Below are 22,188 nucleotides of genomic sequence, written 5' to 3' on the forward strand. Positions count from 1 at the left end.
AAAAAAGCGGATAAATGGCAATATTGGCCGATAAGTGTATTGTTCGCTTTTACCTTGTGGGTAACAAGACAAGCTAGACACTTAGGTTCGGCCGTATAATCACTAGAGAAGAAGCAGTGCCAAACCGAGGTTGGCACATGTTATACCAATTTGCTTAATTAAGTGGTCTATTTTGAGGCGAGAAAATCTTGTCGATAACCAGGCAAAAATTTTGCTATTTAGTTGTTCTAAATGAGAAATTTTTAACGCTGTTAGCGTCAGATTTACTCCTTCAAATTGAACAAGTATTAAGTCAAATTGGTATTAACAGGGTGTTTGCTCACATTTGTTTAAATAAGCTTTGATATTTTCGGCTCACTGCCAGCTGCGTGGGTTCATTTTTTAGGTGCACATGTACATGACCTAACTCGTCTCTTTCGACCTTATCAATTTGGCTTACCCTAACAATACAATTGCGGTGGATCCGCCAAAAGTGCTCCGCTGCTAAGCGGGTTTCTAATTCGCTGATCGGTGTCTTTATCAAATACTTCTCACCGGCACTCGACACTTCCGTATATTTATTATCGGCAATAAAATAATCCACGGCATTAATATCTAGCATGTGTATCGAGCCACCTTTATTGGCGCGGATCCATTGCAAATTATCGTTCGCTGTTTGCGGCGTTAATGAGGCCAACAACTGTTGGAGCTGCACCTGTTGCGAGCTTGCTTGCAATAGCCGCTGTTTTATTCGTTCGATGGTCTTTAGTAGCCTGTCATTACTGATGGGCTTAAGTACGTAGTCTAATGCTTGATGTTCAAATGCTGAAATAGCATACTCATCATAAGCGGTCACAAACACAATAAGCGGCCGGTGCGTAACTTGCTGATTAATCAAAGCTGCCACTTCTAAACCAGTTTTTGCTGGCATATTAATATCGAGAAATAACACGTCCGGTTGTAGTGTTTCGCTAAGAGCCAGCGCCTCCTCACCGTTAGCAGCTTGCGCAATGATATTAAGTTCAGGCCAAGTTTCTGCTAATTTTGCTTGTAAATGCGCGCGTAAGATCGCTTCGTCATCGGCAATAACGGCTTTATACTGCTGAGCCATTGAAAGGTACCTCCAGTTTTACCAAAAATGTTTCTTGTTGTTGTGAAATGTCGATATGGCCACTTCCTTGATAAATCTGCTGTAACCTACTTTTTATATTATCGAGCGCTACTCCGTTGCCCGACTTTTGACTCCCCTCAGCAAGCATACTATTTTCGATAACGATGAGTAGACGTGTACTGTCTTGGGATAGCAAACGTATGGTTATTTTTCCTCCATACGGTAGTTGCTCAATACCATGGATCACCGCATTTTCAATCAAAGGCTGCAATAACATGGGAGGAAATTGTGTTGCTAAAGAGACACTGTCGGCAACGGTTATCTCAGTATCCAGTCGCTCGCCAAGCCGCACCGCTTGAATTGCTAAATATGCCCTGATAAATGCCAGCTCATCTTCAAGTGAGACCCAAGCACGGCGAGCATGAGTAAGACTTTGCCTAAGTAACGCAGTCAAGGCATTGAGCATATCATTGGCTTGTTTAGGATCGATATCTATCAGCGCTTGAATGGTGGCAAGAGTATTAAATAAAAAATGTGGCTCCATTTGTGACTGTAATAGCTTAAGCTCAGTCTCAGCGAGCACCTTTTCATGTTTTGCTTGGTCAAGCTCAGCTTGCAATAGCGCTTTTTTCAGTGCCATGGTTTGCTCAGTGCGGTAATAAACAAAACTAATCACCACAGTAAAAAAGCCTCCCATAGCCACTATGCCTATGTATTGGCGCAAATTATGTTGATAAACAGTTTGTGCCCATCCCATTAATAAAGGCGCGCTTCCCCACAAAGCAAGGGCGATAAAGATAGCGCTGACAAACTGTACAGATAGAGGCATATTGGTATAGTTTTTACTTAACCAATAACGTGTTAACCGGATTGTAAAACCAATCCCAACAGAAACGAATAAGCTAATTGATAAATACGCTGACCACCCCATTAGGTAGATAAGCACACCTATCATGCAGCAAATAGTAAATAACAGGCCATGACGACGCAGTAAATTTACCGACAATGATGATCCCAACATAATGATTGTTATTATAATTTTATCTCAAGGCTCAAATAAGCCACCTGCTGCTGACCTAATTGACCATAAATACTAAGCGCGCTTCCCAAATAACGGCGAGCACCGGCGCAGAACTGACGTCCCTGAATTTGAGAGTAACATAACTTACCATCGATAAACATACTGCTATCTTGGGGGTTGAGCACTGCCGTAAAACTCGGTTGCCAAGATTTATCATGGCCTCGCACATGCAGCATCAAATTATGTTGAAACAAGTTTTGTGTTGCATAGTGGCCTCGTAGTGAGGCACTTCCCATCTCCAAGACTTGACGCCATTGATGTTGCTTTGGTGCACGGCCATCAAACCAGTACTCTGCAATGATGTTCACCCCAGCCATCATGCTGTGATTTACCCCAATCAGTGCCTGCAAACTATTTTCATGCCAAGTAGTTTGTGTCCACGCGTTATTCAATCCACGTTTAAATGTCGGAGATTGATAACGAGATTGCCACAATAACGAGCCATATAAAGCGGTTGCCTCACGCAACACAGTAACTGCACTTCCTCCAACTCGCCACCCCATACGACGGTCAAAATGCGCGATAAACTGAGATTCAACATTATCAAAATAATGGTAATATCGACCGCCACAACCTAACGATGATGTTGTGGCTCGCCCCTTGTCTAAATATAACCGCTTGCTTTCATTACATAATAAACTGACATTACCGCGCTGTGTAAAATAATCTCCAGTCACTACATAACTACCTGGAGGAACCGCTGTATACAGCGCGAGGGACTTAGTCGGCGAAAACAGGTCCAAAGGACGAAAACCATAACCTACTCCCCAATCGACTTTCTTTTTACCTACAGAGCCAAACCACTGAGCTAACGAGAAGTCGTAATAAGCTTCTGAAATCGTAAATTTTGTTTCAGTACGCTGCTGTTTAGTCATACTAAAGGTGGTCGCCACCCTCACACCGCCCGCTTCATAATCCAAGTCTAAAGCAGCAAACGATAAATGAGCATCTGTCGTTTTAAAGAATTGACTATGATCGGCCTGACTAAATTGCTGCTGGGCTCTTAACGCAGTATTAAGCTGTGAGCCAGCAAAAGCCGGATTTAGTAAACTAAGCGTTAGTATCAGAAAAAAGCATCGTTGGTATATATACATCGTTATTACCTCCAAGTTGATGGAGGTAAAATAACGCTGTAGCAGGTGTATTTGTGATCTAACCGACGAAAGGGCAATAACTCGGATAAATGGTTACCAAGCAAGATAAAGCGAGCATGGCGCTCGCATTATTCAGAGTCGGTCGTTGAGGTGTGCCCCTCATCCTCATGGTGCTCAGGTTTTTTCAGCTTTATCTCTCTATCTGCCGAGGCAATGGTTTCCTTGCGGTGTGCGATGATCACCCGAGTGATTTTCAAGCGCGAGACGGCATCATTAATATCTTCTTCCAGTCCAGTATCTAGATGACTTGTGGCCTCGTCCATAAATAAAATTTTTGGATCTTTATATAAGGCGCGAGCGAGAATGATCCGCTGCTTTTGACCGCCAGATAAACTCGACCCCATATCACCAATCAAGCTGTCATAACCCATTGGCATTTCACTAATATCGTCATGAATTGCGGCAAGTTGAGCACAGTGCACTACCTTTTCCATATTAATTGGGGAATCAAAAAAGGCGATATTGTCTGCAACTGTGCCTGATAACAGCTCATCATCTTGCATCACCGCAGCTATTTGTTGGCGATATTGTCTTGCACCGATTTGACTCAGTGGCACACCATCAACCACTATTTCACCGCTTGAGGGCTTATTCAATCCAAGCATCAGCTTGAGTAATGTCGACTTACCACAGCCTGAAGGCCCAGTGATTGCCACTGACTCCCCCGCATGAACCGTTAAATTTAGTTTATCAATGACGTTTGGCGTTGCATCCGAATAGGAAAATGAGACATTTTTCACCTCGATTTTGCCTTCAATATTCAGTTTTCGATACTGATCTGGCTGTAACTCTTCTTTGTCGGTTAGTGCAATGTCAGCAATACGGTCGAAGTGCAAACCAAGCATCTTAAACTCAATTAACTTCTCAATAAGGTTTGCGGTTTTATCCATAAATTGGCGTTTATACGACATAAAAGCAAATAGCATCCCTGTACTAAACCCACCAGCAATCACCAAATGTGCGGCAAGGTAAACAACAATGATATTTTCAATCCCAAACAATGCCCGGTTGATAGCATCATAGCCAATTTTAAAGTTACCCAGACGTATATTATGATTAATTGCACTGGCATAGCGGTTTTGCCATTGCCCTTCTCGTTTTACCTCAGAGCCAAATAACTTGATGGTTTGGATCCCGCGTACCGTTTCCATGAAGTTTGAGTTTTCTTCTGCGCGCGCCATGATCTCCTGCTCGCTAATATTACGAAACGGCTTATACATGGCTATCCGGATTGCGGCATAGGCAATTACAGCGACTAGTACAACGGCGGATAACATCGGACTATAAAAGAAAATCATCGCCAATGTGATCACTGCCATTAAGCCATCGATAATGGCTTCTATCACCCCGGTGGTAAGTAACTGTTTGACCTGTTGTAATGAGCTAAATCGAGAAACCACATCTCCCATATGACGCTTTTCAAAGTAGGAAATAGGTAATCGCACTAGGTGATGAAACAGATTGGCACCCAATTGAATATTCATTTGGTTACCGAAATGCAGTAATGTAAAACCTCGCAGTGCATTCGTCGCGATTTCAAACACTAGCACCAAGAAAAAGCCAACGGCAAGTACTGTGAGCAGCGAGGTATCTCCGGTGAGAATAACATCATCAATCACCAACTGAATATAATACGGTGCTGCGAGCGTAAACACTTGCAACAAAATAGACAGCATAAAAATCAGCAGCAAAGAGCGCTTCAGTCCAGTGATCCGGCTCCAAAAATCAGAAAACCTTAGACTTGCTTTTTTCTCTTTCTTTTCAAACTCTTTTGTTGGGGTAAGCTCAAGCGCAACACCGGTAAAATGCTTCGAAGCTTCTTCCATGGTGTAAGTTTTTTCACCACCGGCAGGGTCATGTATCACGATGCGCTTTTCATTTGCTTTTTTGAGCACCACAAAATGATTCATATCCCAATGTAAAATGGCTGGCGCTTGTAAAGCATCAAGATCTTCTAGTTCAATTCGCAGTGGCCGTGAAGTTAAATGTAGCTTTTCAGCAAAGTGCATAATATCAAGCAGCGTACAGCCTTCTATTGAAATGCTAAAGCGTTGTCTAAGGCGTGTTAAGTCAGTGTGATGACCATGATACCCAGCGACCATTGCAAGGCTCGCCAGGCCACATTCAGCAGCCTCAGACTGGATGATCACTGGTAAAGATTTTCGAGACCAAAACTCTAATTTACTGGCTGCGCCTTCATGTTCCATTTCCATATCAACCCTTCTACTACTTATAACTGGCCTTTAATACTAAACACGGGATCAAACAACCAACGCAACAATGACCGCTCTTCCACCACAATATCAGCATCTAATGTCATCCCTGCTCGCAAAGCCGTGTCTTTGCCATAAGCCTTAACCGCTTGCTCGTTAAGCGCAATCACTACCCGATAGGCAGGCTCTTGAATAATACCCGGCATATTGGTTTCTTCTGGTAAAATAACACTATTGCTCAGCTCAACTATCTTACCCTTATAAATACCAAACTTTTCATAAGGGAACGCATGATACCTAAGCTTAGTTTCTTGCCCTGCTTTGATAAAACCAAACGCCGATGTTGGAATATAGACTATCGCTTGCATGTCACTATGCTCGGGAATAATAGTCAGTAAGTGCTGCCCCATTGACACATTTTTACCCAGCTTTGCCAGTAACCCTGTTACCACTCCTGCTTGAGTTGCTCGGATCTCACCGAGTCGCGCTTGTTCGATAGAAGAGATTTGAATAAGTAAATCAGCTTGCTGAGATTGTAGTTGGGAAATTCGATTCTGATGCTCAATCGGTAGTTTAGCCAATTGGTTGCTAATGTTTTTCAGTTGCGACTCAAGCGCAATACGTTCAGAGCGGATCGAAGAAGACTGTTGCTTTAATGACAGCAAGGTGTCTTTTTGACGCTGTAACTCAAGTTCGGAGATATAACCCGTCCCTTTAAGGGTAGCGATTTGGGTGACTAACTCTTGATTAAGCAACAACCGCTCTTGAAAGGTACTCGCTTGGCTTTCAAGCTCTTTTAGTTTTTCTTTTGCCGTGTTCTCTTGCTGGCGCAACTCTGCTATATCTAATTGATATTGCTCACGCAGTTGCTCAATTTGCTGAAGTAAATTTTGTTGTTGAAAGCGATATTGATTGAGTAAAGCTTGGTTTAACTCGGTTGCTTCAGTGCTGTGCTTTGCCGAGGCGATACGCAGTAGCGGCTGCCCAGCAACGACCTTTTCACCTTCTTTGACCAGTACTTCTGAGACCACCCCTTGTTGCATCGCACCAACACGCAGCAGCCCTCCACTGGGCTCAATCACGCCAGATACACTTTCCTTTCTGGTATAGCTACCGTTTGACAAAAACACGAGACTCAAAATAACCACCGCTAAAATAAGCAATCCAAGTGTTTTAAAAACAGGTGGTTGAACTAAGCTGATCGTGCCCTCTAAGCGGTGCTGTTTATGCTCTAACACCTCGCGGCGAAATAAATTTTCCATAGCACTTATCGGGTAATATTATTGTTAATATTTTTTTATTGAAAATACAATGTACCACGAGTGGTTACAGAAAGGAATGAAATAAGGCAAGTCACGCTTGCCTTATTGTTTTCACTGATAATTTAATCCTATCTCTATGATAGTGCGGATTAAATTACTTTTTCTTTGGGCGCTTCCAGCCATCCATATTACGTTGCTTACCTCTGGCAACCGCTAACTGTTTCTCTTTGACTGTTGCGGTGATCACAGAGCCTGCACCAATTGTGGCGGTACTGCCAATTTCCACGGGTGCTACTAACGAGGAGTTAGAGCCAATAAACGCATTATCACCAATGATGGTTTTGGATTTATTAACACCGTCATAGTTACAAGTAATGGTACCGGCGCCAATATTTACTTTTTCACCAACATCAGCATCGCCAAGGTAGGTTAAATGATTGGCCTTTGAACCTTTGCCCAAACGAGATTTTTTCATCTCAACAAAGTTACCAATATGCGAATCTTCCTCCATTATTGCACCTGGGCGAAGCCGTGCAAATGGCCCTAAGGTACATTTATCGGCTACTTGCGCATCTTCGATAAGTGTATTGGCTTTAATCACAACATTATTGCCAATTTTACAGTTTTTAAGTACGCAATTGGGACCGATCACTACATCATCACCAAGCTCAACACGACCTTCAAAGACAACATTTACGTCAATTTGTACGTCTTCTCCCGTCGTTACCTGGCCCCGTACATCAATGCGCGCAGGATCCGCAAGGCTTGCGCCATTCAGCATCAATGTTGTCGCTTGCCAAGCTTGGTAGGCGCGCTCCAATGCCGCTAGTTGAACGCGGTTGTTTGCCCCTTCAACTTCCATTTTATCGTCGGGCTGTGCTGAGGCGATCTCTACGCCTTCAGAATGTGCCATAGCAACAATGTCAGTTAAGTAGTATTCGCCCTGTGCATTGTTGTTCGATAATTGCCCAAGCCACTTTTTCAACAACTTGCCGTTAGCGGCCATGATCCCTGTATTAATTTCAGTGATCGCTAGCTGCTCGTCTGACGCATCTTTTTGCTCCACGATGCCAACCAACTTACCATTTTCTCTCAGCATGCGCCCATACCCTGTGGGGTTTGCCAAGTCCACAGTCAACACGGCAAGACCATTGTCAGGTGTGACATCAAGCAATCTTTGTAAGGTGCTTTTTTTTGTCAGTGGAACATCACCGTATAAAATCAATACTTTATCATCATCAGCAATGTGCTCTTTTGCAACGGCAACCGCATGACCGGTACCTAGCTGCTCTGCTTGATGCACCCAGTTAACTTGATTATGTGCAAGGGCAGCTTGTAATTGCTCAGCACCATGACCAAACACCAAATTTGTCGAGTGTGCCCCCAGTGAAACAGCATTATCAATAACATGCTGCACCATTGGCTTGCCCGCAATCGGGTGCAGAACTTTCGGTAATTTAGAGCGCATACGAGTACCTTTACCCGCAGCAAGAATAATTGTATTTAACGGCATGAACACAGGATCCTTTTTCTTGTGTCAGAAAACAAACGTACCACTCAACTCTCTTGTCTTTAATCCGGTCACTTCGATGTGCACCGCAATACTTTATCGATGTTAGCAGACAACAAGTGCTTACTTGATACACATTGAGACGTATTGTAGCGAGGAAAAGGGGGAAAGGTAAGTAAAGTACCTAATTTGCGAGACGTATTTTTTAAGTACTCGCTCGCTATAGTTAGTCGTACACAAAGCACATTCTAAGCAATGGTCTTACCTGAGTTTTTATGCTAGTTTCCTATCTGCAAAATACACAGGCACTCCTATCTCCATTTCTTTATCACTAGGGTTTTTATAATATGGCTTTGTCACAAGAAGAGCAGTTGATTTTAAGTAGCTTGAATAGCCAAGAAAAGTTACATTCTCAATCTTTTAACTATCAATCCGTTTTTCTTAGCTCAGTTATTCCTGATCCAACTAATGCGCGCTTTTTTCCTTGTGTTTTTATTGATGACGAACATGCAAAGCAATTTGTAAATCGTAAATTATCCAAAAAAGACTTGATGAATATCTATTATGGTGAGGACCGCGTACTTATAGGTAAGTCATGTATAATCAACTGCCTAAAATACGGCAGTCACGAATGGAAAAAAGCCAACCAAACCATTGAATCTATTATTGAACTTGGCAACAACATTTCCGTATCAGAGCTCATTCAAGTACCAACAATATATCCACTAGAAGATGGAAAATATCAGGTGCTTACGGGGCACCGACGCTTTTTTGCATTAGTTTATGCCAATGGCTTAGGGAGCAGCTCACAGTTCAAGATTTATGACAACAAGCCGCTTCTCACTAAGGTCAAACAATTCCAAGAAAACGCCAGCCGAGAAGATTTACCTCAATATGGTAAACTACAGGCCTTCTTAAGTGCCATGATGGAAATCGATTCCTTTAATAATGCACGCCTAAAGATAGGAATGAAAAAGCTTACTGTTAAAGAGACAGCTTCAAACCTAGGTATCTCCATGGGGGCATTTGACAATTATAATGTATTAACTCGCTACCCATGCGTGTTAGAGGCGTTTCAATCAGGTCTGAGCTTATCGTTTGTCAAAGTAAAAAAGGTGGTGTTAAGCGTCGAAGCTGAGTATCGCAGTAAACACGATAAATCGGTTCTTAATATCACTGATAAAAAGCAAATCAATCAAGAAATAAAGCAGCTACTCAGTGGTAAAAAAACGCCAACAAAAGCTAAAAAAGCTTTTAAGTTTAAAGCAATACAGTCTGCAAATACCCTTAAAACCCTTCTCACTTCTGATGTGACCACATTAGATATAGGTATCGACTGGGATAATATCGATTGGCAGGATCATGACGCTGTCAATAATGCCATGGCGACTGTTGTTGAGTATCTAGAAACGAGAGCAACCAGCCAAGCAACCTGAGCGTCGGCTAATTAACTGAACCCGCTGTGAGCACCTTAGCTCACAGCATTGTCCGATAAAATAACATGCTCAAAATAATAAATAGTAAGTAATCACAAACCATAAGAGCATTGTATATATTTAAAGTATTGCTTAATTTAGTAATACGCTTCTCTGATCTGTGACTTCTGACAGTTTATCCTTATTACAAATATGGCAATATTTAACCAACTCCAACAGAACAACAAACTAGGATGAATGTGATGATGAACAAAAACTATAATGTTGAGCTTATAAAATGGGCCTTTGAAAAAGGTTATAATTTGGGTCACGCTGATATTCAAGAAGGGATCCACATCGACTTCTATGAAATCGAGAAGCTATTTCTTAATGAGCTAAATGAACATGTACTCATTGCTGATAGTGAAGCTGCACTGCATGCTATTGCTCAATAACCTCCATCTCTGCACACTCACCACTATACAGTCAAAATACACCTATGCCTTATTTTGACTGTATTGCACTGCTGCCTCACGCGACTTGCAATTGCCGCTTGAGTGTATCTACTCCCTGCATATCTTTTCCAAATTGATTTATCACCGCATGCACTTCTGACGCACTATGCTGTGGCAAAATGTATTTCACAAAAGTCGCTAAGGTGCCGCTTGGACCAAGATCAATAAAAGTATAGGTGCCGCGTTTTAGCAGTTGTTCAATGGTTTGTTGGAAATCGACGGGTTCGCGGATCACCCCCCAATAATGCGCTTCACAGGGTGTATCTAACTCCGATTGTGTGAATGAGGACACACAAGGGATGTTCGGTTTTTGATAAAAAATGCTGCTAGCTGCGGCTTTAAATGGCGTTTCCAAGTTGTCAATCAGTGGGCTGTGGAAGCCATACTGCACAGCTAAAATCTGGCATACGATGCGATGCTCACCAAAGTAACCTTGCAGTGATTCGATGTTCTCCTTTGTACCACTCACAACCAAGCTACGGGCAAAGTTTTGTCCACTCACCCAAACGGATCCTAGTTTGTCGTGGTGTGCGGCTAATTCTTCACGCGTGCTTATAATTGCCATCATTCGCGCTTTTTCGGCGTTATTATCCGCAACGTTGGCTAAGTCAATTGATAACTTCAACCCCTCTTCTAATGACATCACTCCTGAAACGATGGCACTGACTATCTCACCTAGACTATAGCCAATTAATAAGTCTGGTTTTATGCCCGCTTCAATTAATATTTTAGATAAACTAAATTGAATAGCGATGAGCGCAGGGTTGGTATGAACGATTTGCTCAAATGGCATACTCAGTAGATTTTCTTCATCATATAATTGCTCGATAAAAGAGCTCCCAGTCATTGCCAGAACCTGCTCGTCGCAATAATCCATCCAAAGTTTAAACCTTGGATGGGTATGATATAGCTCTCTCCCCATCTGGAAATATTGCGAGCCCTGTCCAGAAAACATAAAAACTGTTTTTTTCATTTTTTACATTGCTCCTACATGTACCTGCTACGCTTAATGCCCCCGCGCTTTGGATGGGTAATACTGCTCTCGCTGCCAGATCATCAAGCGTAGTGAGGTAAGCCATCAACTGGCCATAAGCTCATCAAGACTGAAATAACCATTGTATCCTTGCATGTACACCACTGCCCTATGACCAAAAAGCACCACAGCCGGTGTACGTGTCGTCAACTCGTCATAACTCGCTAAGGTAGACTTCACAACGGCACCGACCGCATGGCTATTGTTCCACTGTGCCACTTTATCTCGCGCAGCTTTTGCTACATCAGCACGCTTTTCAATCGCTACATTTTGCAACGGTGTCACATGAGGTTTTGCTGGTGCCGGTTTGTTCTCAACGCCTAGCTCACGTTTAATTTTACCTATGATGTTGGTTAAAACAGGATTGTGTCCAAGCTCAATAAAGTCAGTCACTCCTTGGTCTATCATATACTTCACTGAATCAAACCACTTTACTGCGCTACTAATTTGCGTCGTAATATTCGTCACTACATTGTCTTGCTGATATTGCCTCGCAGATACATTGGCAATAATCGGGATTTTAGGCACAGAGAGCTGAAAATCTGCCACATAGTTGGTGAAGGCTTGTTGTGCATCAACCATAAAACGGGAGTGAAATGCACCACTGGTATTGAGCGGTACATACATCGCATTCCCTGTTTCAAACAATGTCTGAGCCTGCGCTAATTGTTTAGTATCACCAGAGATCACTGACTGCGTGAGGGTGTTGTGATTAGCCACTTCGATTTTATCGAGCTTATTATCACTCAACATTTGCTCTATCTTTTCTTTTTCAATATTTAAGATAGCAGCCATGCCACCACCCGCAGCTTGGCTCATCAATTCGCCTCGCTTTTTCACTAATCGTAGCCCTGTCTCAAACGAAAACGAGCCAGCAGCAAGTAAAGCGTTGAATTCACCTAAACTGTGGCCTGCAAAAAAGTCAGGTTGTTCGCCTCCCTCATCAATATATTTATAATAAGACAGCGCGTTCACGACGTAGATTGCCACTTGCGTGAACTGTGTTTTGTTTAGTTCTTTATTTGGGTCTTGTAAACATAGCGCTTTGATTGAATATCCAAGAATATCATCAGCAATTTTTGTAAGATCTGGATATTCATCGAATAAGGTTTCCCCCATTCCTTTTACTTGTGATCCCTGACCAGGAAAAACAATTGCCTTCATAAATTTCTCCCCATGCGACCTGCGTCGCAACATGATTAACTCAATTAGTTTCGGCTAAATAATTACTTAATCTTTTGTTTTTAATATAATTTTAATATTATTTCGCTTAATTAACTTGAGGTTTGGATAAGCAATGCTCCAACTCATTGTTGCTACAGCACAACTTAGTTTTTCCTGGCCTAGCCAGAGAGCGCTTGGGAAACTAGGGCGAATTTACGTACCAATAGCAGGCTATTGGAAGTGCATTCAACGCAGTTAGCGCTAAAACCAGCTGCCAAAAAGGCATTAATTATCCGCAACTTAGGTTAATTATACGCCTGTAGACAAACGGCTGTATTTAAACCACCAAACCCCATACTCATCTTCAGCGCATTCTTTATTTGATGCGATACACTCTGCGCTCTTACCCAATTAAAACTCTCTGAGATCGGCTCATCTAAGTTCCTTGATGGATGTAATTTCGCAGCAGACATCTGCAACAAGGTTGCCACCAGCTCGGTTGTGCCAGCCGCACTCAACCCATGCCCTAACAAAGACTTAGTGGTATTGATATGCGCGTGCTCCAACTGACAATGACTGAGCGCCCTAAGCTCGGTTTCATCTCCAACAATTGACCCTGTCCCATGCGGGTTTACATAGTCGATATCCCTCGCCGATAGATCCGCTCTTTTTAATGCCTCCTGAATCACCTTTACTTCGCCCTCATATGAGGGGTTAGGATTACGATTACCATCGACAGCGTGACTCCAACCGGCAACGCGACCATACGGAGTGATGTGACGATCCCTATGAACTTTATCCTTTTCAATCACCACCACAGCGCATGACTCTCCAAATAAGAAGCCATTATGTTGCTGATCAAAAGGCCTTAACGCCAGTTCGGGCTGGTCAGCAAACATGTCGGAGCCCATCGCCCCTAAAGAGCGAAAGGCTTGACACTCCCAGTACGACAAGTCCATCAGTGCCCCCACAGCGATGCACACATCTAGTTGTCCAGATTTAACAGCCTCTAATGCTTGTATCACTGCCAATTGTCCACTGGCAGAAGCGCCGCCAAGACTGTAGGCAAGTCCCTTAATAGGAAATACCTCTGTACATAAACCACAAATGTCGCTGTCCATGTAAGACATTGCATAAGTTGGCCGCACAAAAGGAACCTTATCTCGATAAGTATCCTGCATAAGGACATGCTCACGCTGTTGGATATTTGAGCCTCCGACAATGATGCCAATACGGTGTGGGTCGACTTTATCTAGCTGCGCATCATGCCAAGCCTCACTCAACGTCGCTAATACCGCTTGTGCGCTATAGGATATATTTCGCAACGAAAACTTAGACACATGCTCAGGAATCGACAAAGCGTCAATTTCAGCACCGATAAACTGACTTGTTTGCTTTGTTGAGCTCGGATACTGGCGGCCAGCGCGCTTCATCACGGCAAAGTTATGCTTGCCCGCAATGAGTGCGTCGCTTACCGCCTGTTTCCCTTGCCCAACAGCAGTCGTGATCCCTACACCGGTAATGATCAACGACTCTTGGCTACAGTTTTTCATGTAGGATGCCCGCCAAATCCCCCATACTTTGCGCTTTAGCCAACTCAATCAACGGTACGCTAATACCCAGCTTCTCTAGGGTCATCATAATAATTTCCGATCGATCTATTGAGTTGGCACCAAAATCACGCATTGACTCAGCGAGCTGAAATGGATGACCTTCAAGATCAGGAATGACTTCACTTAGATTGCGGGTAATGATATTAAAGATGTCTTGCTTTTCCATTTTTATCTCCAATGTAGATATCCAATACCAATTTTGGCCTAACACATGATCCGTTTGAGCGCATCTACTGATGCTGGAACGGTAGCGGTGTTATCAACACCGTGTTACCACCTCAAATAGATCTCGTAATTAAACCTATTGGTATCACTGTTGTTTTCATAACTGCGGATCACACAAATTAACGACCAAATAACTCTGCGATGCGCTCTTTTACTTGTGGTTGATTAAATGTTTTGTCATGCATCACAACTTCACTTTTTATCGCCTGACTTAGACCAGCACGTAACTCGCTAACCAAATGATCTTTTAAAGTCACTAACGAGTATCTGGGCTTTTCAGCCAAAGTGGATGCTAACTCGTATGCGTATTCCATTACTTCAGCTCGAGGCATTACACGAAAAGGAACTCCTCTTTGTTGTAACTCCGCACCTCGATAATTTTTTGCACTCAGCATCATTTCTTCCGCCAGGGCAAATCCTAATTTTTTCGGCAATACAAAGGTCGCGCCCATTCCAGGCGTAAACCCATACTTCATAAAATTCGTGGTATAGATACTTTCGCGACTCAAAATGACAATATCTGCAAACATACCTAAGACAAATCCACCTCCAATCCCATGTCCTTGCATTGCAGCAATAACAGGGATAGGGCAGTTAAGCGCTAAACTATATAAATCTCGGTCCGAAAATTTACCTTCCCCCCCCGATAAATACAGTAAATCCTCTTGCGTTCCTCCACTGGCAAAATAATTATCAAAGCCTGTTAGAATTACGACCTTATACTCCGTATTCTGGCCAACTTGCGAAAAGGCATCGATCAAGCCGTCGGTGAGTGCTGCAGAAAAAGTATTCTTGTTCACTTTATCCTGCATAGTGATTTGCACTACACCAGAACTGACTTCACTCACAGCAACAGCAGGTTCGCTCATGCTCTGTTATCCTCCCAAGGAAATTGTCCGGTTTGGGTGTACCGCACAATCTTTGCAACATTTTCAGGGTCTGAGAACACAGCCAAGTTTCCCGCCACAGCAGGCGCTTTAGCATCATCAATAAAGCTATCTAATTCAGCTAAATATGCTTTATAACGGGATATTGCTTTTTTATCTAATCGACGCAGGCGTAGCAAGTGCCGACGAAGTAAGTTGGTACTGTTTTGCTCTATCGTATCAACCAGCCCCCATTCTGCTGCTTGTGATGCTTGAATAGGCTGTGTCATCAATGTCATATAGTTCGCTTTGGTCACGCCAATTCGGCGGATCAAAAATGGCAAAACACACGCTGGCATGAGACCAAACAATAGCTCAGACAAGCTAAAGGTTGCCGCTGACTCACTCAGCACAATATCTGATGCTGCGACCAAGCCAACGCCACCTGCATTCACCTTGCCGCGCACATGAGCAATGGTCAAATAAGGTCCTGTCGCCATCTTTTGCCATAACTCATACAAAGGCGCTGGGCTATCTTCTTGCGCGTCGTCATCAGAGCCAACCTCCTTAAAGTCCGCCCCAAAACAGAAAACCGACTCAGTACCTTCTAATACGACGATTTTCGCCTGTGTTTCACACACTTGATAAATATCGATCAATTCATCAATCATCTGTTCGTTTAATGCGTTATCAGCATCAGGGCGATACATTTGTACAAAACAAATATCCTGCTCAAATCGAACCTTAAGCGTGTGATAATGATTTATACCCATTCATACTCCCTATGAAATTCTGTGATGCGCTTTAAGAACAAGGTAGGCACTGATTGAGATGTCCTCGCTTTAGGTGCAAAACTCGTGTCCAGCTCCACGTTACGGGTACCGAACTTCACCATGTTGCTGTCGATCAGAAGCTGCTCGTACTCATCCATGGTCAATTCATAACGGCTATCTAGCTGTGCTTTGATATTTTGAGCGCGTAGTCGCTCTTGGCTGGTTTTAGTCACTACACCACTGAAAAATTCCGAACAACAACCTGAACCATAAGAAAACACACCTACACGCCTAGGGTCATCAAAGTTGCCATGCACGATGGTACTGGCGAGTGACAGCATGGTTGTTGCCCCCATAATGTTCCCCACCCGCTGGCAGTACATCAAACCCGGCATAATGCGCTGCTCAAAGTCTAATTCAATATCTGCCGGTTTGGCTCGCTCTAGCTTACGCATCAGATTACGGTGAGCACCTTTAATCATGCCACCAAAAGGCGTGTGCATTGCAATGTAGTCAAACGTGTCTTTATAGCTGCTTTCTGGCACCCGTTTTTGGTACTCCAAAAAGCTATGTTCAAAGCAATCTAAATAGGATAGTAAAGATAGATCAGAATCCCCCGCATCAGCGTCAGGCATTGGACGACATGTATCCATTACCTCATAACCGTAGTAACCGTTTGCACCAATATCTGCCTGAAAAATATAAGGCTTATCACTCACAAGCATTGCAACGGCACCTGAACCACCACTTGGCTCAGCAAAGGACCAATCTTCGGTAAGGGCATCTCCTCCTTCTTCCGACATAAAGCGTGACAAATCAGTTGCAATCACTAATACCTTTGCGCCAGGTGAAACTTGAGATAACACGAAGTTAATTGCCATTTGTAATCCAGCCACCCCAGAATAGCAGGCATTTTTTAACTCAAATAGGCGACAATTACGATTTAAACCCAGTAGGTCATGACAGTAGGTACTCATTGATTTACCAAAGTCAAAAGCTGACTCGGTACAGGTGATCACCATCTCGATGCGATCTTTTTCTTCTGCGGTAAGGCTGTCGATAATTGGCTTTGCCGCGTTCACCGCGTAGGTGATCGGATCTTCGTACGGTAAGGTCACCGTTTTCTCTTTCATTAAGAGGTTTTCAAATCGCGTCATATCCAAGTTTCTGTGCTTGGCCAACTTATTTACATCCAAATACGCAGTGCCAGAAAACACATTCATGGCCTCGATACCAACTAAACTCATATTTAATTCCTAATTTTGTTTTTAATTTTGAAAATAATCTTAGCTTTGAGATCTAGCAGTGCAGTGCTGCACTTATACCAATTTGACTTAATACTTGCTCAATTTGAAGGCGTAAATCTGACGCTAACAGCGTTAAAAATCTCTCATTTAGAACAACTAAATAGCAAAATTTTTACCTAGTTATCGACAACATTTTCTCGCTTCAAAATAGACCACTTAATTAAGCAAATTGGTATTACTTGAAATCAAAAACCCTTGCGCTACTTTGCCGTTTCCTCAATCGAAAAGCAGCGAAAGAGCTTTTATCCGGGAACTGCAAATAAATGTTTTCCTTCAGTAATGTACTGAAATATTGACCAGGCACCTTACCGTAACTATGCCCAGGAAAAACCCGTGTATCCATTGCCATAATCGCTTTTAACCGCTCAAGACTTGAGTACATATCGTGTGCAGCAACAATGTCAGGACATAACCCACAGCCTTCGGCAAAAAGCACATCACCTGTAAAAATATTTTTATCTATCAAATAACATGTGCTCCCTGGAGTATGGCCTGGTGTGAGCACAGGTTGAATTTTCATATTTCCCACTAAGAGTGGCGATTCATCAATGGGGATCAATTGCGCAGCGTGATACCCTGCATATTCAATTTCTCTTTGTGACATCCAAATCGGGCAGTGATAACTCTGAGCTACGGTTTGTGCCAAATGAGTATGATCACCATGAGAATGGGTGAGTAATACTCCCACCAAGTCAACACCAGCTTGATGTATCGCGGCATTGATCTTGTCCAGTTCCCAAGCTGGATCGACAATAACGGCTAACCGCGATACCGGATCCACCACTAAATAGTTGAAATTAATCATTCTGTGGTGTGAAACCTTTAACATGATCACTTGCGGCTTAGTTGCTGCACGCACTTGCTCTTGATAAGACATACTCATTGATGACCTCATTTAGTGTAGAGCTTGTTCCAATCGATACGAGTACCGCGACTCCATAACTCTGCCAACTTATCCGTTTCATTACTTTCGATTAAATTATCCAAAAATTCACGGCCCGCTGGGGTGTCATTAAGTACTAAGTGCTGCTCCGTGGCATTGGATTTCACACGGCCTCGCATTACCTGCATATGGTGCGACTTGCCTTGCGAGGCAACAAAGTCATCTGCCAACTCGGTAAGCTCAGTTAAAGAACTGGCGATAAAGGCAACTCGCTCTTGCATTTCGGCCCGACCCAATTGCATGGTGTAGGCAATATCACGCAGCGATAAAGCCGCCACCTGTGATGATTGACAGTATTTGCTAAGCTCAGCAACATAGTCCAACAAGCGCTCTTCATTTTTGGCAGAAAGCGGAAATACATAGCGTTGCGTGGTATTATTTTGCTCCGTATCAAGGTCGTAAAGTTCACTGTTAAACTCCTCCAAGATCACATGAGCATTTACTCCACCAAAACCAAAACTACTCACGCCAGCAACTCGGGTTTGTCCTTCTGGCACTATCCAGTCCATCGCTTGTTGTGCTACACGATAAGGTGTGGATTTAAGATCAATGTAAGGATTGAGAGTATCACTGTGCAGACTCTTCGCTATCTTTTTATGTTTTAACTGCATGATCACTTTTATCAATCCCACCACCCCAGCACTATACTCTAAGTGGCCGATATTAGACTTCACACTGCCCAGCACACACTCATGGTTTGACGATGCGCCACCGAGGTCGCGTGACACCATTTTCAAGCCGTTAACTTCAACCGGATCGCCCAGCTCAGTACCAGTGCCGTGACATTCAATATAACTCAAGCGAGTAAAGTCCACTCCCGCATCTGCAATGGCTTTTTTCACAACCGCAGCTTGTGCTTTTGGGTTCGGTGCTGTCAGTGAAGTAGAGCGTCCACCGTGGTTTTCAGCGGTGCCTTTCACCACAGCGTAAATAGTATTACCATCTTTTAGTGCATCAGGTAGAGACTTCACCATTAACATGCCCACGCCTTCGCCTCGAACATAGCCGTTGGCTTTATCAGAAAATGTTTTACAGCGACCATCTTCACATAACATCCCTGACTTCGCGAAACTAATGTAGCCATCAACAGACAATAGTAGATTCACGCCTCCAGCAACAGCTTGCTTACAATGCCCAGCACGAATGGCTTCAACGGCACGATGAAGCGCTACTAAGGCGCTGCTACACGCGGTATCAATAGGATTACTTGGACCATGCCAATCCATCAAGTAACTGATCCTATTTGGCCCCATAGAATCCACTGTCCCCGTTGCGGAATAAGCTTCAATAGGTAGCCCATGCAAAATAGACGAATAGCCACTCGGTCCACACCCCACAAATAACCCAGTATCTGTGCCTTTAATATCCTCACCGGCACAACCACTGTGCTCAACACACTCCCACACATACTGCATCATCAGTCGCTGTTCAGGCGTCATATACATTGCTTCTGCGGGAGAGATACCAAAAAAGAGCGGATCAAACTCGGCGACGCCATCAACGAACGACCCCCATTTACTGACTCCAGGGTAATCTCTCCAGTCCCAACGATCCGCTGGTATTTCTGAAATCATGTCCTTTTCTTGGATAAGCATATCCCAGAACTCTTGAGGCGTTCTTGCACCTGCCACCCGACAACTCAGACCGATAATCGCAATGTCTTTTTCTCTATATCGAGCCGCAGTGACATAAGACTTTTTGAATGTTTGTGCAAACGCACTTTGCGCATTCAATTCTACATCTAGTGAAACGTTAGACTGCGGTGCTTGCGCTTTGCTAGTACTTTGTTGCGTTTGCTCTACAACTGACAGTTTTTCTGCCAATTCTTCAGCACAGTTTTCAGCTAAGTACTCAGTAAATGCTTTGATGTTTGAGGCTTCAAATAATACCGTTGGCATCAGATTTAACCCAAAGCGCATATTGAGACGGTTTACAAAGCTCGACATCATAATTGAGTCAAACCCAAAAGATGGCCAATCTGCTTCATCATCAATTTGGTTTGCTCTTAACTTGAGGTGCTCTGCCGTTTGCGCTCTGATCTGTAATAAAATTTCCTTTTCTAGCTTTTCAGACTTTACACTGGTTTTATGGCTGCTACTTGGGGCGTCTTGTTTGTTGATTTTCTGTTTTTGTTTAAACAAGCCAGCCACTGCCTTTTTATTACCAAATAAAACCACTAGCTGGGTCTCACCGCTAGCCAATACTTTTTTCAATGCTTCGATACCGGCATCCGCTGGTAGTGGTCTAATTTTAAAGGTGTTAAAGAGCTTCTGCTTACTTTCTTCATCAAGCTGCATGCCTTCACTGTCCCACAGCGGCCAGTTAATACTGACACTGTTGCCAGAACGTTGGCCGAGTTTCACCAACTCAGCACGCTGCTGCATAGAGGCATCCATGTAGCCATTCGCAGCGGCATAGTCAAATTGGCCACTATTACCCAACGCTCCTGCGATAGAGGAAAAGCACACGAAATAGTCTAATGTTAGCGCTGCGGTCGCTTTGTCCAGATGATCGAGCCCGGTTACTTTTGGTGCCAAAACCTGGTCAATCTCTTCATTGCTCTTGTTATTGATATAATTATCTTTAATTGTCCCTGCACAGTGAAACACCCCCTGAATATTTGGGTATTGTGCTATCAACGCAGCAACTTCATGCTCATTGGTAATATCACACTGCACATACTGCACCGTCGCGCCCTGCGCCGATAATTCATCGATGATACGTTGCTTTGCGCCATCAATAGCACTGCGCCCGGTCAGTACCAAGGTATTGCCTTGACTATGCTTGGCAATATCCGCTGCAACAAGTCTGCCTACCCCACCTAAACCGCCAGTAATGAGAATACATTTATTATCAGGCCAAACAAAAGTCGCGACATTGCTCATGTCCGTTTCGCTGTAACTTAGCTGTAGTTCTTTATTTTGTTGGTATAAGCGACACTCAAATTTCGCATGCTCTTGCGTGATGGTTTTTAGCGAAGCCATGATGCCTTTGAAAGCACTCTGCTGCTGATTAAGATGTATATCAAGGCGAGATGAGCCATTTTTGTCATTAAGTTGTGTCTTTACGCCATGACTTACTGACTTAACTAAAGAAGTATAATCACCTTGCGCGACTATGACTTGAGGCGCGGGATCATCAGCAATAGTATCGACGGCCACCCACTTTGGCTTGTAATAAACCAATTGTGGCTGGTTAGAGCTTAAGTCTATTTCACGGGTAAGAAACCCTGTGATCCGAACACATACATTGCCCTGCTCGTCCGATGCTGTGTAGTTTATCCCTTCTGCGGTTTTCTCTATGTATCCATACATAGTATCTACCAAAGGTGAAAATATTTCTGTTTGTACCACCGCAAACGGCACTTCGTTTTCATCCGGATCCGTTGACAAGGCAACACCACCTTGGATGATGCTATCGAGCATCCCAGGATCCATACACATACCGCGCTTACTGGAATTCGGCAACGAGATTTTACTTAAGGCACATTCGTCACCAATGTAAATAGACTCAACACCACGATGGCTTGGACCAAGCAACACCCCTCTATTTTTAAAATAGTCATAAAATGCCTGTTTAGTGGGGCCTAGCTTTGCACACTTGGATTTGAGTTGGTCAAGGTCTAACTTGGGTACTTCACCATTGTTGTAAACATGGCGCTCTTTGATGTAAGCCTTACTTTGAAAGTGAACGCCCAGCTCGGTTTTCACTTCAATGCCAAACTCCCCAGTACTGCCTGGATACACGTGCACCTCTAACGCACACTCTTTAGATACTAATAAGGCACTGACAAACACACTATCTTTAAGGACAACCATGTGCTGATCAGACATGGGAACCAAGCGCTCTATGGCGGCTCGACTGATTTCTAAATAGGCCATTCCCGGTAATATTTTTTGGCCTTGAATAATATGATCGGCTAAAAACGCTTCTTTGCCTGTAAATATCGATGTAAATATACCTGTTGGATACTCTTCCACAAGAGCCTGAGGTCCTGCTGCTGTCATTTCTATGATCCTATAAA

At 43.4% G+C, this 22,188-nt stretch carries 17 protein-coding genes; 2 read left to right on the forward strand and 15 right to left on the reverse strand.

What is annotated here, in order from left to right:
- Nucleotides 1-319: 319 nt before the first annotated feature.
- The 6 genes from EAG18_RS02385 to glmU form a co-directional block, all read right to left on the reverse strand.
- Nucleotides 320-1,090 carry a LytTR family DNA-binding domain-containing protein gene (locus tag EAG18_RS02385; protein ID WP_125250813.1) on the reverse strand — a complete coding sequence of 257 codons (771 nt, stop codon included), beginning with the start codon at nt 1,088-1,090 and terminating at the stop codon, nt 320-322.
- The gene (locus tag EAG18_RS02390; protein WP_125250814.1) at nt 1,074-2,111 is read right to left on the reverse strand and encodes a histidine kinase; all 1,038 of its coding nucleotides are present in this window, start codon (nt 2,109-2,111) and stop codon (nt 1,074-1,076) included. The genes EAG18_RS02385 and EAG18_RS02390 overlap by 17 nt, the downstream gene beginning before the upstream one ends.
- Before the next feature lie 11 nt (nt 2,112-2,122).
- Entirely contained in the window at nt 2,123-3,265 is a 1,143-nt protein-coding gene (locus EAG18_RS02395) for a hypothetical protein (RefSeq protein WP_125250815.1), read from the reverse strand.
- A 128-nt stretch (nt 3,266-3,393) separates the two neighbouring features.
- A complete protein-coding gene (locus EAG18_RS02400; RefSeq protein ID WP_125250816.1) occupies nt 3,394-5,538 on the reverse strand; it encodes a peptidase domain-containing ABC transporter in 2,145 nt (714 codons plus the stop codon).
- 17 nt (nt 5,539-5,555) lie between these two features.
- Complete coding sequence (locus EAG18_RS02405; protein ID WP_125250817.1) at nt 5,556-6,800, reverse strand: HlyD family efflux transporter periplasmic adaptor subunit; 1,245 nt, start codon at nt 6,798-6,800, stop codon at nt 5,556-5,558.
- Between the two features lie 154 nt (nt 6,801-6,954).
- Nucleotides 6,955-8,313 carry a bifunctional UDP-N-acetylglucosamine diphosphorylase/glucosamine-1-phosphate N-acetyltransferase GlmU gene (gene glmU, locus EAG18_RS02410; RefSeq protein WP_125250818.1) on the reverse strand — a complete coding sequence of 453 codons (1,359 nt, stop codon included), beginning with the start codon at nt 8,311-8,313 and terminating at the stop codon, nt 6,955-6,957.
- Between the two features lie 344 nt (nt 8,314-8,657).
- Here glmU and EAG18_RS02415 point away from each other — a divergent pair, with 344 nt between their 5' ends.
- Together EAG18_RS02415 and EAG18_RS02420 are read left to right on the forward strand one after the other, a co-directional pair.
- Nucleotides 8,658-9,746, forward strand: coding sequence for a hypothetical protein (locus EAG18_RS02415; protein WP_185745539.1), 1,089 nt, complete (start codon nt 8,658-8,660; stop codon nt 9,744-9,746).
- A 242-nt stretch (nt 9,747-9,988) separates the two neighbouring features.
- Entirely contained in the window at nt 9,989-10,180 is a 192-nt protein-coding gene (locus tag EAG18_RS02420; RefSeq protein WP_125250819.1) for a hypothetical protein, read from the forward strand.
- Nucleotides 10,181-10,256: 76 nt separating this feature from the next.
- Here the strand turns inward: EAG18_RS02420 and EAG18_RS02425 are convergent, their stop codons facing one another.
- From EAG18_RS02425 to EAG18_RS02465, 9 genes are all read right to left on the reverse strand, one after another.
- A complete protein-coding gene (locus EAG18_RS02425; RefSeq protein ID WP_125250820.1) occupies nt 10,257-11,213 on the reverse strand; it encodes an acyltransferase domain-containing protein in 957 nt (318 codons plus the stop codon).
- Between the two features lie 105 nt (nt 11,214-11,318).
- Entirely contained in the window at nt 11,319-12,437 is a 1,119-nt protein-coding gene (fabD, locus tag EAG18_RS02430) for an ACP S-malonyltransferase (protein ID WP_275557210.1), read from the reverse strand.
- Between the two features lie 305 nt (nt 12,438-12,742).
- A complete protein-coding gene (locus EAG18_RS02435) occupies nt 12,743-13,990 on the reverse strand; it encodes a beta-ketoacyl synthase N-terminal-like domain-containing protein (RefSeq protein WP_125250822.1) in 1,248 nt (415 codons plus the stop codon).
- Nucleotides 13,977-14,216: an acyl carrier protein gene (locus EAG18_RS02440; protein WP_125250823.1), complete on the reverse strand. Its 240-nt coding sequence runs from the start codon at nt 14,214-14,216 to the stop codon at nt 13,977-13,979. The genes EAG18_RS02435 and EAG18_RS02440 overlap by 14 nt, the downstream gene beginning before the upstream one ends.
- Before the next feature lie 178 nt (nt 14,217-14,394).
- Complete coding sequence (locus EAG18_RS02445) at nt 14,395-15,144, reverse strand: polyketide synthase (protein WP_125250824.1); 750 nt, start codon at nt 15,142-15,144, stop codon at nt 14,395-14,397.
- A complete protein-coding gene (locus EAG18_RS02450) occupies nt 15,141-15,914 on the reverse strand; it encodes an enoyl-CoA hydratase/isomerase (protein ID WP_125250825.1) in 774 nt (257 codons plus the stop codon). The genes EAG18_RS02445 and EAG18_RS02450 overlap by 4 nt, the downstream gene beginning before the upstream one ends.
- Complete coding sequence (locus EAG18_RS02455) at nt 15,905-17,161, reverse strand: hydroxymethylglutaryl-CoA synthase family protein (RefSeq protein WP_125250826.1); 1,257 nt, start codon at nt 17,159-17,161, stop codon at nt 15,905-15,907. The genes EAG18_RS02450 and EAG18_RS02455 overlap by 10 nt, the downstream gene beginning before the upstream one ends.
- 235 nt (nt 17,162-17,396) lie before the next feature.
- A complete protein-coding gene (locus EAG18_RS02460; protein WP_125250827.1) occupies nt 17,397-18,104 on the reverse strand; it encodes an MBL fold metallo-hydrolase in 708 nt (235 codons plus the stop codon).
- Between the two features lie 8 nt (nt 18,105-18,112).
- Nucleotides 18,113-22,171, reverse strand: coding sequence for an SDR family NAD(P)-dependent oxidoreductase (locus EAG18_RS02465; protein WP_125250828.1), 4,059 nt, complete (start codon nt 22,169-22,171; stop codon nt 18,113-18,115).
- Nucleotides 22,172-22,188: the final 17 nt, after the last annotated feature.

This window comes from Pseudoalteromonas sp. J010 (genome assembly GCF_003934235.1).
GTDB lineage: Bacteria > Pseudomonadota > Gammaproteobacteria > Enterobacterales > Alteromonadaceae > Pseudoalteromonas > Pseudoalteromonas peptidolytica.